The following is a 15,199-nucleotide window of genomic DNA, read 5'->3' as shown; positions in this document are numbered from 1 at the left end:
ATACTCTCGTTATAATCTATAAAAATCAATAATAATTTCATATTAAAAATGACTCGATTAATTCTCATTGCATTTATTTGTTTCACATCATCACTGTTTGCCCTAGGCGAACCACTCAATGTAGGGATTGAAAGTTTTGACCCGCCATTCGTCATGCAAGGAACCCACAAAGAAGCCTATGGCTTTGATGTGGATATGATGAACAATCTATGCAAAATTATGAATAGAACGTGCGTCTTTCATGTCATGCGTTTTGATAAATTAATTGATGCAGTGGCTAACAATAAATTAGATGTTGCAGTCAGCTCAATCACGATTACTAATGAACGTGCAAAAATAGTCAATTTCAGCTTACCCTATCTACTCAGTTACTCTCGATTTTTAGGAAAACGATCCAATTCAAAAGAACCGTTTAGCCTGGATCTTTTAAACAAGAAAAGAATAGGATTAGAAACCGGTACTGTATTTTTAGAACAACTAAAGCAAATGGGCGTTAATAATCCTAATGTTAAGGAATATTCCGGTATTGAGGACCAACTCGCAGCCTTGAGCAATGGCGCTGTAGACATCATTCTAATGGACAATGCGACCGCTATTTATTGGGCATCTAACTCTGGAGATATGTTTCAATTAATGGGACCGCCCTATATGTATGGATATGGTTATGGAATAGTCATTAATCCTGCTAATGCAGACTTATTAACGCAGCTAAACCAAGCACTAGTCCAATTTCAAAATTCCGATGAATACAAACAAAATTACAATAAGTATTTGTTTGAATTCTAAAAAATAACCTGGGTGCAAAGCCAACGAGGCCGAAACCCGGGTTTCGCTGCGCCGCACCCAGGCTAGAAGTAGATTTATGAATAGAGCATTTAGTAGATTATCCCCTAAGGGACCGAGAAAATTTAATGCAATGTTTGTCCCTGAGTCAAACAACGCGTGATAATTTGCCGAGTTACAAAGTCACCCTGGCTCACGCCATACATTGAATTAAAATGCTTTGCTAAAACGATAACCCAACCAGACAAACGAAAATCCATTTTTTTCTCCGCTTGATCCACAACAATTTCAAAAAGACCTAACGAATCACTTTCACGTTCACTAGCGTACTCTTCCATAATCACGCGGGCAGCTTGTAAATCTTTGTCTCTGGTAGGCCAGTTTTGACTCATATTATTCTTCCTAAAAAGCATGATTAGCTTTCTGTAATTTGGCTATCATAATTGAGATAACCTCCAAATTACAAGTGCTGAAATAAAGACACATTGTCTCATATTTTGACCAAATTTTCAAGATACAAAGCATTCTGGAAAACCTGAACGTGAGCTTATTAAGAACCACAATCTTAAAAAAATCGATTTGAATGCAAACTCTTTAGTTTAACATCATGGAATGTTTTTCCAAGACAGCATATGATATACCTATTCGCCCAAATTAGAAAAATACTCTATGACTTATCATATTTTACCCTCGATTTTGTCTGCTGATCTCACGTGCCTAGGCAACGAAGTAGAAGCCGTTATGAATGCAGGAGCTGATTTCATACATTTTGATGTAATGGATAATCATTATGTTCCCAATCTAACATTTGGCCCTGCTTTCTGTGAGGCCTTGCTCAAACGTTTCCCTAAACTTCCCATCGATGTCCATCTCATGGCTGAACCTGTAGATACATTAATTGAGGCATTTGGGAAAGCAGGAGCAAAACGAATTAGTATTCACCCCGATGCAACAATACATTTGGATCGCAGCTTAAAATTGATAAAAGATTTAGGATGTGAGGCAGGACTTGTATTAAATCCAGCAACACCTATTGAGGTGCTGACATGGTGCGCCCATAAACTCGATTTTGTATTGGTAATGACCGTAAATCCTGGTTTTGGCGGGCAAAAAATTATCACGGAAATTATCGATAAAATCCCCCAAATTCGTAAACTCTATCCCCACATTGATCTGTGTGTCGATGGTGGAGTAACCATAGAAAATATTGCTACTTTAGCCCGTGCAGGAGCAAACCAATTTGTAGCCGGTGCTGCGGTATTCAAAAGCAAAAATTATAAAGAAACAATTGACTCCATGCGCCAACAATTGGACTCTGTTACCAAAGGTTAGATTGAGCCAATATGGAGTGATTTTAAACGAATCTAAACCCACGTCATCATGAGCACAGCAAGGGATGACATGGTAGCAAATATCAATGGACCTTAATGAAGATAAGTTATGAAAAAAGTTATTTTACTCTTTTGCAGCATTATTAGTTCCCAGACGTGCATTGCGCTCTCAGGTGAAGCGTACATGGAACGTTTTAACACTTATTTGTCTTTTAGCCAAAATCTTCCTACAACTACGCCCAGTACCGCATTTTTGGATTTTATTAAAGGAACCACTCCTTTATCCACGAAACTACGCGAAAAATGGTTGTATGAATTAGCCAGAAACAAGGATTGGACGAGCTTTAGCCAATACTACCAACCTTCTAATGATTTGAATCTTGCTTGTTATGAACAAATAGCAAACTACAACACGGGCAAGCAGCAAGAGGCATTAAAAGCGTCCATTCCACTGTGGTTAAGCGGTGATTCAATGCCTCCTTCATGCAATAGTTTATTTGACTTGCTTTTGAAAGATAATAATTTTAATCAAAATTTAATTACACACCGAATTAACTTGGCTTTAGATAGGCGCAATATCCAACTCGCCCGATATTTGTTAAAGCAATACAAAACACCCCATGCATCTGAGTTAAATGCTTTAAACGTTGTGTATCAAAACCCAGCAAACATCAGCAAGCTAAATCCAGGCGGATTAAATAGTGAGATCTACCTTTATGGCCTTAAACGAATGGTCTCTATTAATATGGATAAAGCACTGACGCTATGGCAACAAAGTAAAACGCAAAAAATGCTTAATCAAGCACAACAACAAGCTTTTTTAGCCCATGTAGCACTTTATAGAGCCATGCGCAATCACGAAGACGCTTTGCAATGGTTCGCCAAAGTAAAACCTCAATATTACAATGATGTTTTACTGGACTGGCAAATACGTTTTGCATTAAAACGCAAAAACTGGGCACAAGTTACCGCATTAATTAATGATTCAAAACATAAAGATGAACCGTGTTGGCAATATTGGCTAGCACGTTCTTTAGAAGAACAAGGAAAAAAAGCAGAAGCAAAAGCAATTTATGAGCCTTTAGCGAAAAACAGACAATATTATGGCTTTCTTGCCAGTCTTCGCCTCAATAAAACGCCCAGTTTTACCAATGAAAATCCAACAACAAATCTGGATGTATTGAAGCCCTACCAAGCATTTATTGATCAAATTCAGACACTCTACTTGAACAAACAAACGCTACAAGCATCGCGCTTACTTAATGATTTTATTAGTGAGCTGCCTAAAGATGAGGCAAGCGCTCTGGTTTATTGGATTGATCAGAAGCTGCAATGGCATGGGAAATCTGTTTACTTAAGTAATAACGAGACCCTAAATAATCAACTGTCGTTAAGATTTCCTTTGGCTTATAAAGACAGCATTTCCCTCTACTCTAAAAAATATGCTGTTGCTCCAGAGTTTATTTACGCCATTATTCGTCAGGAAAGTGGCTTTAGAGATGACGCAACATCTTCAGTAGGCGCTCGCGGTTTAATGCAAGTCATGCCTTATACTGCCAGGGTGGTCTCCAAAGCAGATAAAATTCCATATAATGATCAAAAGCAGTTATTTCTGTCCCAAAAGAACATCAATATTGGCGTGGCGTATTTAAAACAACTTAAAAAACGATTCGACAATCACCCGATCCTCATTGCTGCAGCATACAATGCAGGGCCCAAACAAGTCGTTTATTGGTTAAGGACGCACCCACCTAAAGAAATTGATGTATGGATAGAAACCCTACCTTGGCAAGAAACACGGAATTACCTAAAAAATATTATGGCTTTTTATGTAGTGTACCAATATCGTCTGGGTCAAAAACCTAATATGGGTAATTTCTTAGCGCCATTATAATGATGATGTTTTGTAGCCTGGGTGAAGCATAGCGAAAACCCGGGTTATGAAAGCATGATTCTTATTCGAATCCTCGGGTTACGGCTTCGCCTCTACCCAGGCTAGAAAGCGCGATACATAGAGAGCGCTGTAAAAATTTATTGTATCACAAGAAATTAGTAAGTTAGTGTCTACCTATCAAGTCCCATTCTACTGGGTCCTGATTACAATATCTTCTCTTTACCGCCCAATAATCGATCAAATAATGAATAATTTGATCTATAATTATACAATTAAGATGGAATTGGTAATACAATTATTGTATGCCTTAAGGGCGATTTTTATGATAAAGACTACCTGCTCTATGTGTCTCTTAGGAACAATGCTTATTTTAAACGGATGCGCTCCAACCGCTTATGTTGTTGGAACCTCAAATCCACCAGCCAACTACACATTTACTCGTGGATATAATCCCCCACAAGCAGCTTATCCCGATGTCCCCTTAGATGCCAACACCTCAATAGATAGCAATGCGATTGTCCAACAGGAAAATGCGATTAACGCCATGAATGACTCTATTGCCATTACACAACAGCAAAACGCGGCCGCACAACAGCAAGCAATTCAACAACAAATGAATATAATGGCACTACCTCGATAAATAGAGGCAGCTGCAATCATTAAGATAAATTAGGATGCAAACAGAAACACTGCTTGCGGATTAAGAGAGACTTACAGATGCAGCGCATTGATTTTCAAAAATATGATGGTAACGTATTATGCTATTGAACCCTTCAACATCTGCATCAGACAATTCTGTTTGAGCCACTAAGCACAACATCATTTCCAATTCATCCTCATCGAACTCAGTAAGCAAAGGAAGTCGGCTTAATTCGTCAATGACTTCTTCACGATTTAATATATTATCTTTTTGACAAACTATTTCAAAATTTTCTTCATTTAACTGATCCGCACGATGCAAAATTTTCATAAAGTGAAATGCACCAATACCTAATTGACTTACTATGGCTAAACATTCAGGATTAGAGAAATTAATAAATTGTGCATCACGTAATAACAAAATATTTTTAGCGAAGATATTAGCATTTTTCGGATTTGCTTCGAGCATCGCAAAATAGTCAGGGAATAGCGAGTGTTCTGCAATAAGCTTTGTAGCTCCTTCATAAATTCTATCGATATATGCTTCTTGTCTTAGAAGAATATCTACCATCTCAGGGTAAAAGAGGTTGTTTTCCAATACTAAATCAAGCAAATTAATAACCGTATCCATACGCTCTGCCGTAATTGAGACAGCATTAAGTTTCTCTACTAAAGCGGAGCTCTCATAGGCGCGTTCTTGAAGATTAATCAACAATTGCGAAATCTTGTGTGCTTGTGCAGGATAAGCAAGCAATAATTTAAAAATATCAGGATCAAGCAAATCTCCCTGTGTTAAATCACGTACGCTTTGAGCAACAGCTTCATCAAATGGAGCCGCATTAAATAAAAGCGGCATTGAAAGAGTTCTGGGATCAATATTTACTTCTTTTTTTATCAATTCCAGCAAATTGACCACTCTACCAATTTGAGAAATATTATTTGCAATGAGTCGAGCAAGTCCATCAGTCAAGTCAATTTTGAGCTCTTTAAGGACCTTAAATAAAGAAATCAAACGGTTACCATAATCAGGGTTTGCTTCAAGAAGAGCTATCATTTGTGGATCATTTCCTAGATTTAATTTTCTCAAACGTTCCACAAAGGAAGCACCAGGTGAATTAGTTATTGCTGTGGCGGTACCAGGTTTTAAGCTGGTAATCATTCTATTTGTACTACTGTCTGTCACAGTCATAACTGTCCCTTAATTGATCTCTAAGGGCATAAATATAACACAAATGAGTGTATTAAAGCAATTTTGCATGGGTTACAAATGGGGTGTAATTGTTAAAACATGCTTTTGGATCATTTCGATCAATTCATTGCAATCGGTATCAGAACCAGGTTCTTTAGTTATTAAAATCAACATTTGTTCTAACTCGCCTTTCTCAAATGCAACGAATAGAGGAAGATTACTTAAAGATTCGATGACTTCAGGTTTATTCAGTATCGGATTATGCTGGCACACTTTTTTATAATGCTCTGCATCTAAGATACCTGCTTGCTGCAAGTGCATCAACAAATGAAACGCGCCAGCTCCCAATCTACTTGCAATTAAAAGATCCTCTGTTTTTTTATAATCAATAAGTGAGGTGCTATGTAGTAGCAAAATAATATTAGCGAGAATATTGGCATTTTTTGGCGCTTTTCCGATGGTATCTAAATAACTTGCTGCCAACTTATTTTCTACGGCAAGCTTTTTCGCTCCCTCATAAATATTACTTATATGCTCTTGCTGAGCTAAAAAAATGTCCAAACATTCGCTGTAATAGAGATTTTTATTTAAAAGTAGAGTAAGCAACTCAATCACTGTATTCATTTTTTTTGAATGAAATTTACCCAGCTTTTCAACTATTTTTTCAGTAGGATAAGCATGTGCTTGAAAGTTAATGATTAAATCAGCAAGTAAGTACGATTGCTCAGGATAAGAAAACATTAGTTTTAAATTGGCTGTACCAATTGCATTATGAGCGATAAGTTGACGAATCCCATGAATGAGAGTGGTTTCTGACTTTGCAACTTGAAACAAAACCTCGGGTGCAATAATTGCAGTGTCAATGCCAGCTTCATGCATAAACTCTAATAGATGAACCACATAGCCCGCATTAGCAGCGTTACTTGCAATAGTCTTATGGAGTTTATCATTAAGCGCAATATTATATTTTTTTAATGCCTTGAATAAAGAAGTCAATCGATTCAGATATTGAGGATTCGCTTCAAGAGTGTGCATCATGTCTTCATCAGGCTCTAAACCTAATTGACTTAAGCGTGCCATGATTTTACTTCTCGCTTCAGTTACTTGATTAAACTTAATATATGCCATATACCGCCTCACTATCCTGTGTCGTTTGACAGCTATAAAAAATCTTTATCTATTATTTCTGATTTTATCATCAAAAGGGGCACCAAGGTCAAAATATTATCAAATAAATATATTTTAAATACCCTATATGAAGAAATAACGACAATGGCCCGCTGTCAGAAGCATAGTTCTATACCCTATTTATCTAGCTACCTGCAACACTCACACCACAAAGTGATCAATTTACATTCAATAAAGACGCTTAATAGTCACTTAATATTCTTTTTGTATAATTGCCAACATTAAGTAAGCTGTGTACTAGGTTATCCAATTAAACAATAAAAGTACTTAATGGTTGCTTAATATTAATTATGTATAATCGGAAAACATTAGGTTCGATAATCACCTATGTTTCTAAATATAATTTATAAGGACCTTGATTATATTTTTATATTTAAAAAATATTCTATGGGGAGATTCTTATGGGCGCCAACAGCGAAATTGTTAGAAAACAGATTGCAGATCTTAGGGATTACACAGACACAGTTGCAGCAGTTCATTTATTAAAAGAAGTTGTAACCAACGGAGCAGTGGTTACAGTAGGTTCAGCAAAAGAGATTATTGCTGTAGAAAACTCAAAAAAGGATCCTAAGATTGGAAATGTTGTCAAAGCAATTTTGGCAAAAGCAGGCAAGCCCGGAGAAGAAAGAAGCCAATGGACTAAGAAAGCAGACGAAAAGTTACATCTTGAAGCTGCGATTACAATTGGTGGTGCTGTATATACAGTAGATTTTACTTACGATGGTATCAAAGACGAGCAACAAGAATACACGGTTAAAATAACCAGCAAATTAGATGCAGAAGTGAGCAGAGGTAAATTATTCTTCGATCATGACCATTCCGCCACTGTTAAATTAACCTATGATAGAGTAGGTGATCTTCACGCAGTAACTAAGAAAGGTTTAGCTGTTGATACTAAATCGTTTGTTCCTCATGCATATCAAAATGAAATATTAGCCAAATTTTCTGATAGCTTGGCCGCAGGAAAAGAACAACGTCTTGCCGTCATGGGAACAGGTTCAGGCAAAAGTATTGTAATGGCAGGTATTGCACAGGCAGTTGGGCGCACGGTCATGATTGTTCCTGATAAGACACTAGTTGATCAGCAATCATCTGAAACCCAAAAAATGTTAGGTGCAGGTAAGGTCGGAGGCAGCACACATGTTCCTACCGTATTTACTTTGGAAACGATTAAACCCAACGTTGATGTGGATTGGGACGGTTTGAAGGACGATTTAAGTGACATGGAAGAGGAAGACAAACAAAAAATTAGAGCATATTTTGCCAAAGTAATTGCAGGTACTGAGCATTTTGATCAAGTTGTTTTGCAGGCGGAACATCCATTATTCAAGATCATCGCTGGCGAAATAAAAGATTCAATGGTGTTAATTGATGAAAGCCATCGCCATACATTTACTGAAGAAGATACACAAATTTTGCAAAGATTGAAAGCTCGCAATTCAATTCTAGCATTAACAGCGACACCAACTTCGAAATTGTATGATCTCTTTACTGGTACGCCTTTAGATGATTTAAGTCTTGGTGCTGCAATTGAGTTAGGAACAATTCGTCCGATTAAGCCTGAAGTAGCTTATTTAGAAGAAAAAGATTTGATTGATCAAGCAGTGATTCATTACTTTGATGATTATTATCTCCAAGAGGGAATGGTTGGTTATGTTGATCCGGTCGAATTAAAAGCACAAATTAAAAAAGCGACAATGGGAATTGAAGACGCTGTGGCGCAACAACAAGCCATTGAACAAGCTTTAGAGTTGAACCGCATTCGTGCTCAACGCAACATGGGTTTTTCTGATGACCAAGCAACTCGTGAGAAATTAGCTGAAACCTATCAGAAGCTTGCGAATGGAGATAGACCTACCCTGGAAAAATATCAAGGGAAAGTAGCAGAGCTCCGCAAAGAGTCTGAATCTCAAGCAAGAGTGCAATTGGCCAAAAAATTTGGTGCTGTCGATGAACTGGAATTACGTAGACAAGTTCCTTTACGTGCAGTGAATTTAAAAAATGATATCGATATTGAACAACAAAAAGACATTCAAAGAACGGTCAATAGCTTTGCTCTTGCACTTATCTTTAATGAAAAGTTCACTGATATTGCTGAGAAAGACAGATCTCACAAGCTTGATGAATATTTAAAAGAATGCGATGAGCATATCAAGAAATACAAAACAAAAGATGGTGAGATACCTCCTCCGTTTTTAAGCAAGCTTAAAGCCTGTGAAGACGCAGATAGGATAAAATTAAATACAGCTTTGACGAAATTAGGACCACCTATTTCCAAATTGCCTACTGCGCAAAAAGAAGCAATGGTTAAATTAATTTTGGACAGAGCAGAAGCAATGGTAGCTAAGATCAAAACGTCAAATCCTATTTCTGATGTGGTAACTCATGCTACTCCTGTTGATTTAGTTGCCTTAAAAGCAACTGAAGGTTATGCCAGTGCAATTGATATGAAGACGAAACAGTCTATAATCGACGAGCAGCTTGCGCAAATTGAAGTTGGTCTGAGAACACATATTGTTGCAGATGAAGTAATTGCTACAGGTGTGAGTATTCGAGATATCTTAAATGTGCAAGTTATCAATAGTCATTCGCCAGTTGTTGAGTCGAATATCAATGCGATTAACGGAATACTGTCAGGACCTCAGGCAACTGGACGTTGCGTACGAAATAAAGATGTTTCAGCTCGTGCTCAACAATACATTGATAAGCGATATCAAGATAAAGGTCTCGTTCTTACTGTAGATGATATCATTGATCCTAAAGATTCAGCCGCAAAAACAAGAGAAGTGATGCTGAATCGAGAGGAACAAGCAAAAAAAGAGGCGAAAGCGATTGTTACACTGCAAAGTGTAATAAGAGGGTTCCAAACTTTTACCTTGTTCCAACAAAGTGTCCCTTTACATCAAAAGATTGTGGAGCTTTCTCAAAAACTGGAAGTACTCGATGGCCTATTAAAGGACAAAGAAAAAAACAAGAGTACGAAAAAAGAACTTCAGGCTAAAGTTGCCGAAGTAGGTGCTAGTGAATCAGAATCTATTCTTAGGGAACTTGATAGGCTTGAAAAGGAATTAGAAATTGTACCAGGAAGAAAAAAAGGCGCCCAACTTCCAACTGAATATGCTCGCAATCCGGTTCTGTTTTTAACGTGGGTTAAAATAAAACTTAAACAAGCAGAGCTCGAAACGTCAACAACAGTTGTCAAGCAAACTATTCAGGAACTTGGAGAGGAAGTAGAACAACTAGAAAAATCTATAGTTGAACTGAAGCAAGCTATCCAAGAAGGGACTATGCAGTTGAGTAAACTGAAAGAGCAAGAAGCTCGATTGTTAGAACAAATGCAAGAGCTCAACAGACAATTCCAAGTTTAAATAGCTTTAAGTTGTACTTCATTAAAACCTCCGCCTAGGCGGAGGTTTTTTATTTCTACGAACTGGATTCCTGCTACAAATTTAATCCAACACCATTCACAAGTATTCACTCATCCTTAATAACCAAGTAGATTAGAAGAACTAAAAAAGTAATAAATAGATGAAAAGCCGTTGTTAGAGCCCCTCTAAACAATGAAGACATCCATAGACCAAACCACTCACCTGCTATAGACATAAAAACCACTTGCCAAGTTAAAAAGCCTAATGTGAGGCCGGCTACCGCCCAATTTTTAGCTCCATTAAAAATCAATGCACTTTCATGCCGCACTTTAAATAACTTCCAAGCGCCTGCAGCACAAAGCACCATGGTTAGGATTTCTAAGCCAATGATCATAAGATAGATTGTGTGCTGCACTATAGGATTGAAAATTGCGCGATAACCAATTCGCGAGTCCGCAAAGATGTCCGTCATCGCCAATGTATGTTCTACCAGAACATAGTTCGCCTTATAATCGGTAATATTACCTAAGACAACAAGAAAACAGTAAAAAGCAAGTGCTACAATACAAAGTATCTTCGATATTCTTATCATTATGGTCCTGTCGTATTTCTCACAAAACGTGACAATACATGATTGGTACGTACTGAGGATTCTCGTAACGCCTCACTTGGGCTTAGAAAACCTGCAAACATCGCTTCCAAAACCTCATCGTTAATACCGCGAATCTGATTTTGCGGACCAAAACGTGGTAACGGTTTTTCCTGCAAGTCCCCGGCTAAATCCGTACGCGCCATCAATAAAGTTGGATGATGACTGCTTCGCAAAATATTAGCATAGATACCTTGTAAACCTATGGGGATATAACCTGTATGCTCATGCCAATGCTTTTGGGTCTCGGGTTTCACGATAAATGCAAAAAATTGAGCGATTCCTTTATACTGTTCCTTGGTCTGTCCCGCTACGGCCCATAATGCTGCACCGCCAGCAACATTTGCATGTCGTATCTTACTCACTTTTGTATCCAAAGGCATGCTGGAAATTCCTAACCGGAAAGGAACTAAAGCGGACAAACTATTATAAGCACCAGATGATTGGCTCAACAAAGGGCAAACACCACTGGTAAATAAAATAGTGGCATCATCTACCCTTCCTGCATAGCGAAAATAATGCAATGTATGCCACCGTTTTAAACGCTTAAAATGACTGCCTAATTGCGGGGTATTAAACACAGCGCGTGCGGGATTTTCTTGAGTTAATGGCAATCCATGAATTGCTAAAAAGGATTCAAAAAGCACCCAACCTGGGTACGCGGTTGTATAAGTACAATCATAGCCTGCTTTTTTTAACTTCTCTGCCAATACTTCCATCTCAGACCAAGTGCGTGGGAAATTCACTTGGGAGTAACCTACCTTGGCAAGAATATCTTGATTGTAATACAAGGTTGCAACCGAAAGATTAAAAGGTAAAGCCATTAATTGCCCATCTTTACTATAAAACTCACGAATAGATTGAATAAAATCTTCTTTAGGCAAGCTTATTCCTTGCTCTTGCATCAGCTCATCTACTGGTTTGATTACGCCCTTAGGCGACTCCATAATGGCATTTCCCACTTCAAAAACCTGTACCATGGCAGGTGGATGATGTGCTTTGAATGCAGCGGCAAAGCTCGTTAATGTCTCTACATAATGGCCCTTATAAACGGGTTTAATTATGTATTCATTTTGACTTCGGTTAAAATCATCGGCAAGTAGGCGAACTTCATCACCCAAATGTCCAGCCATTCCATGCCACAACAGCAGTTCAACCGGTTTTGCCTGGGCTGATAGAGTAAAGAAGATGCCGACTAAAAGAAGAATTAATTTTTTCATGCCAATAAGTCTGGATAATCACTAAAAACCGCATCAACACCCCAAGCAAATAGCTTATTAGCCAAGCGTCTGCGATTCACCGTATATGCACAGAGAACATAACCTGCTGCTTTAATTGCTTTAGCACGCTCTTCTGTTAAAACTCTGCGATTAAAATGAATTGAAAAACATTCTAATTGCTTGGCTTTTTGTAACCATTGTTCATCCCAAGCATGCAGAAGTAAACCCAATGGCATTTCCGGAGCAATACTGCGACATAAAACCAAAGCATCCCAAGAAAAGCTAGACACCAAGGGTAAATCTTTTCCCTGTGGCCAATAACGTTGAATGTGGCTCATCACAGCTACTGCCGTTTGTTCTGCAGTACCAGGATAGGGTTTAATTTCTATATTTGCTTGTACACCCGAAAAAGACAGCCACTTCAATGCCTCTTTAAAATGAGGAATACGCTCGCCTTTAAATTGTCGTGAAAACCAAGAGCCTGCGTCCAAAGATTGCACATAAGCAGACTCAACCTTGCCTACATCACCACGTCCATTTGTTGTTCTCTTTAAATTATCATCATGAATAACGAAAGGTTCACCATCAACACTGCACATGACATCAAACTCAATGAAATGACATCCTAAAGCCAACGCCTTGTCGAATGAAGCTAATGTATTCTCAGGAGCATAAGCTGCAGCTCCTCGATGTCCAATAATTTTTTCAACAACCAACAAAATTCATTCCCCTTTTATAAAATGTGGGTGAAAGTGAAATTATAACACTAGGCTGCACCCAGGCTACAAACTGCCAGGAAGTAAATCTCCCTTCGCCCCTTGGGGTAGAGGTATCCATTAGGGCGGATGAGGGAGATTTTTAACTTATTGAGCAACCTACTTTATAATATTTTGCTTACGATTTGAGGCTACCTCAACGATTGCAGTCAATATCAACTCATTACTTACTGTTAATGCGGGCGCTGCAGCTGCTGCTTCACCAGCCATCATCGTGTTCATCACCTTTGCTTGCAAAGGTCGTGGCTGAGACGGATTAGAGCCTTCCATAAACGTCAAGTTGCTTAAGCTATAATTTTGTCCTGGATAAGCCTTATTAATACGGGCGAGCTCATCATTTACCTGCTGATATAACCGTTGGCGAATTTCACCTAAAACATTCTGAGTTTCATCAAAACTTGGTTTAAAATCCACACTGGATATCTCATATTTAGCACCAGGTAAACTGACCTCTTTGGCATTTTTATAAATATCAGTTAACGCCTCCTGATTGACTCGCGCTTGTGCTTGCACATAGAGCTTCTCAAGTCCAGAATTGTCCTGAGAGCGATCAAACTCGATTAGGTGCCAATCTCCTTTCGCAATTTTATTTAATCGCTCAATGATGTCAGCACGCGCTTTTACCAAGTCAGCACTGGTTAACGTCACATTAATATTAACTCCTAGTAAAGCAGTTTGTGTTGTGACCCATTGTTTTGCTGAAAGTTGGAAATCAATTTTATCAAGAACTAACTGCGGCTGTGGTGGAGGTGGTGGCGGTAAGACGCCTTCAGCAAAAGCGAACGATGTGATAACCATTAAAGCCAGTATTCTGACAGCTATTTGGCGCATAACCCTCTCCGATTTTTGATGAATAAACAAATTAGTGTATACCAGCATGCCTTCAGATACCAAATTATTCACCATACCAAGAAACGCCAAGATGCTGGTTTTAGACGACTTGCTAAAAATAGCATTTTGGAGTTTCTTGGGTATATACCATTGATTTAATCAAAAAATAGGAATATAACTTCTGCAAAAATATTTGCAAAAGAGGAGCATAAATAATGATTTCTGTGGACAATATATCAAATACTAACCAAATAATAACCGATGATGATTTCCTCGATTACGCTCTCTCTCACGGTTTTGGTGACTTGCACTTCAAAGTAGACCCAGCAACTGGAATGAAAGCAATCATTGCCATCCACAATACCAAATTAGGCCCTGCTTTAGGTGGTTGCCGTTTCATTGAGTATCCAAATACTTATGCAGCGATTCAAGATGCAATGCGTCTTGCCCGAGGAATGAGCTTTAAAGCAGCATCGGTCAACTTGCCATTGGGAGGCGGCAAATCTGTAATTATCAAACCCAAAGGCTCATTTGATCGTGCCCAATACATGCACCAGTTTGGTCGATTTGTTAATGAATTAAATGGTCGCTACATTACTGCTCTTGATAGTGGCACCGAATTACCAGATATGGACATTATTGCAGAACATACCCCCTATGTAGCCAGTTTATCCAAATACGATGGTGACCCATCACCTTCTACTGCCAGAGGTATTCTACGTGGTATTCAAGCTGCAGTGGCTTTTAAACTAGGAAAAGAAAGTCTAAATGGAGTTCATGTGGCCATCCAAGGTTTAGGCCATGTTGGATTTTTGCTTGCCAGACATTTGCATGAGTTAGGTGCGACATTGACTGTTGCCGATGTTTCTCCGGCTGCGGTAGAACGTGCTGTGACCGAATTAGGTGCTAAAGCGGTAAGTACGGATCAAATTCATAAAGTTCCCTGCGACGTTTTTGCTCCATGTGCTTTAGGCGCAATTATCAATGACATCACCATTTCTCAATTGCAAACAACCATTGTTGCAGGTGCGGCAAATAACCAATTAGCGCATACTTATCATGGTAATAAATTACATGATAAAGGTATTTTATTTGCAGTAGATTACGTCATTAATGCTGGAGGATTAATTTTTGCAGCATCTAAGTATCTGCATACTCCTGAAGAAAAAATTAACGAACAAATCGATGCAATTTATACTCATTTAACTGAAATTTTTGCGCGCTCCGCTCAAGAAAACTTACCTACAAGTGAAATTGCAGATAATTTAGCAAAAGAAAAATTATCTTAGGGTTGTTAAGGCGTCATCCCGAGTATAACGAGGGATGACGGA

General features: G+C 38.4%; 13 protein-coding genes. 6 read left to right on the top strand and 7 right to left on the bottom strand.

From position 1 onward, the window contains the following. The first annotated feature begins 48 nt into the window (after positions 1 to 48). Positions 49 to 786: a transporter substrate-binding domain-containing protein gene (locus Lste_RS15505; protein WP_058511903.1), complete on the top strand. Its 738-nt coding sequence runs from the start codon at positions 49 to 51 to the stop codon at positions 784 to 786. Positions 787 to 908: 122 nt separating this feature from the next. On the opposite strand, the gene Lste_RS15500 is transcribed toward Lste_RS15505, so the two are convergent. After that, complete coding sequence (locus Lste_RS15500; RefSeq protein ID WP_058511902.1) at positions 909 to 1,175, bottom strand: hypothetical protein; 267 nt, start codon at positions 1,173 to 1,175, stop codon at positions 909 to 911. A 277-nt stretch (positions 1,176 to 1,452) separates the two neighbouring features. Between Lste_RS15500 and rpe the strand changes: the two genes are divergently transcribed. The 3 genes from rpe to Lste_RS15485 all read left to right on the top strand — a co-directional run bounded on the left by rpe (position 1,453) and on the right by Lste_RS15485 (position 4,648). Then, on the top strand, positions 1,453 to 2,115 hold the full coding sequence (gene rpe / locus Lste_RS15495; RefSeq protein WP_058511901.1) for a ribulose-phosphate 3-epimerase: 663 nt from the start codon (positions 1,453 to 1,455) through the stop codon (positions 2,113 to 2,115). Positions 2,116 to 2,223: 108 nt separating this feature from the next. Further along, complete coding sequence (locus tag Lste_RS15490; RefSeq protein WP_058511900.1) at positions 2,224 to 4,008, top strand: transglycosylase SLT domain-containing protein; 1,785 nt, start codon at positions 2,224 to 2,226, stop codon at positions 4,006 to 4,008. Between the two features lie 322 nt (positions 4,009 to 4,330). After that, positions 4,331 to 4,648: a hypothetical protein gene (locus tag Lste_RS15485; RefSeq protein WP_058512457.1), complete on the top strand. Its 318-nt coding sequence runs from the start codon at positions 4,331 to 4,333 to the stop codon at positions 4,646 to 4,648. Between the two features lie 60 nt (positions 4,649 to 4,708). On the opposite strand, the gene Lste_RS15480 is transcribed toward Lste_RS15485, so the two are convergent. Together Lste_RS15480 and Lste_RS15475 are read right to left on the bottom strand one after the other, a co-directional pair. Beyond that, on the bottom strand, positions 4,709 to 5,836 hold the full coding sequence (locus Lste_RS15480; RefSeq protein WP_058511899.1) for a hypothetical protein: 1,128 nt from the start codon (positions 5,834 to 5,836) through the stop codon (positions 4,709 to 4,711). A gap of 72 nt (positions 5,837 to 5,908) precedes the next feature. Then, positions 5,909 to 6,964: a hypothetical protein gene (locus tag Lste_RS15475; RefSeq protein WP_058511898.1), complete on the bottom strand. Its 1,056-nt coding sequence runs from the start codon at positions 6,962 to 6,964 to the stop codon at positions 5,909 to 5,911. A gap of 461 nt (positions 6,965 to 7,425) precedes the next feature. Here Lste_RS15475 and Lste_RS15470 point away from each other — a divergent pair, with 461 nt between their 5' ends. Next, positions 7,426 to 10,392 carry a DEAD/DEAH box helicase family protein gene (locus Lste_RS15470; protein WP_058511897.1) on the top strand — a complete coding sequence of 989 codons (2,967 nt, stop codon included), beginning with the start codon at positions 7,426 to 7,428 and terminating at the stop codon, positions 10,390 to 10,392. Between the two features lie 106 nt (positions 10,393 to 10,498). On the opposite strand, the gene Lste_RS15465 is transcribed toward Lste_RS15470, so the two are convergent. The 4 genes from Lste_RS15465 to Lste_RS15450 form a co-directional block, all read right to left on the bottom strand. Beyond that, positions 10,499 to 10,984 (bottom strand): DUF2165 family protein, encoded by a 486-nt coding sequence (locus Lste_RS15465; RefSeq protein WP_157070775.1) that lies wholly within the window; start codon positions 10,982 to 10,984, stop codon positions 10,499 to 10,501. Further along, positions 10,984 to 12,261, bottom strand: coding sequence for an extracellular solute-binding protein (locus tag Lste_RS15460; RefSeq protein ID WP_058511895.1), 1,278 nt, complete (start codon positions 12,259 to 12,261; stop codon positions 10,984 to 10,986). Before Lste_RS15460 ends, Lste_RS15465 begins: the two co-directional genes overlap by 1 nt. Next, the gene (gene ugpQ, locus Lste_RS15455; RefSeq protein ID WP_157070798.1) at positions 12,258 to 12,977 is read right to left on the bottom strand and encodes a glycerophosphodiester phosphodiesterase; all 720 of its coding nucleotides are present in this window, start codon (positions 12,975 to 12,977) and stop codon (positions 12,258 to 12,260) included. The genes Lste_RS15460 and ugpQ overlap by 4 nt, the downstream gene beginning before the upstream one ends. A 159-nt stretch (positions 12,978 to 13,136) precedes the next feature. Continuing rightward, positions 13,137 to 13,868 carry a hypothetical protein gene (locus Lste_RS15450; RefSeq protein WP_058512456.1) on the bottom strand — a complete coding sequence of 244 codons (732 nt, stop codon included), beginning with the start codon at positions 13,866 to 13,868 and terminating at the stop codon, positions 13,137 to 13,139. Positions 13,869 to 14,083: 215 nt separating this feature from the next. On the opposite strand from Lste_RS15450, the gene Lste_RS15445 reads away from it, so the two are divergent. Then, positions 14,084 to 15,157 (top strand): Leu/Phe/Val dehydrogenase, encoded by a 1,074-nt coding sequence (locus tag Lste_RS15445; RefSeq protein ID WP_058511893.1) that lies wholly within the window; start codon positions 14,084 to 14,086, stop codon positions 15,155 to 15,157. The last annotated feature ends 42 nt before the right edge of the window (positions 15,158 to 15,199 follow it).

It is taken from the genome of Legionella steelei (assembly GCF_001468005.1).
Lineage (GTDB): Bacteria > Pseudomonadota > Gammaproteobacteria > Legionellales > Legionellaceae > Legionella > Legionella steelei.
The sequence above is the reverse complement of the archived record's forward strand: the minus strand, read 5'-3'. Positions and strand labels throughout refer to the sequence as shown.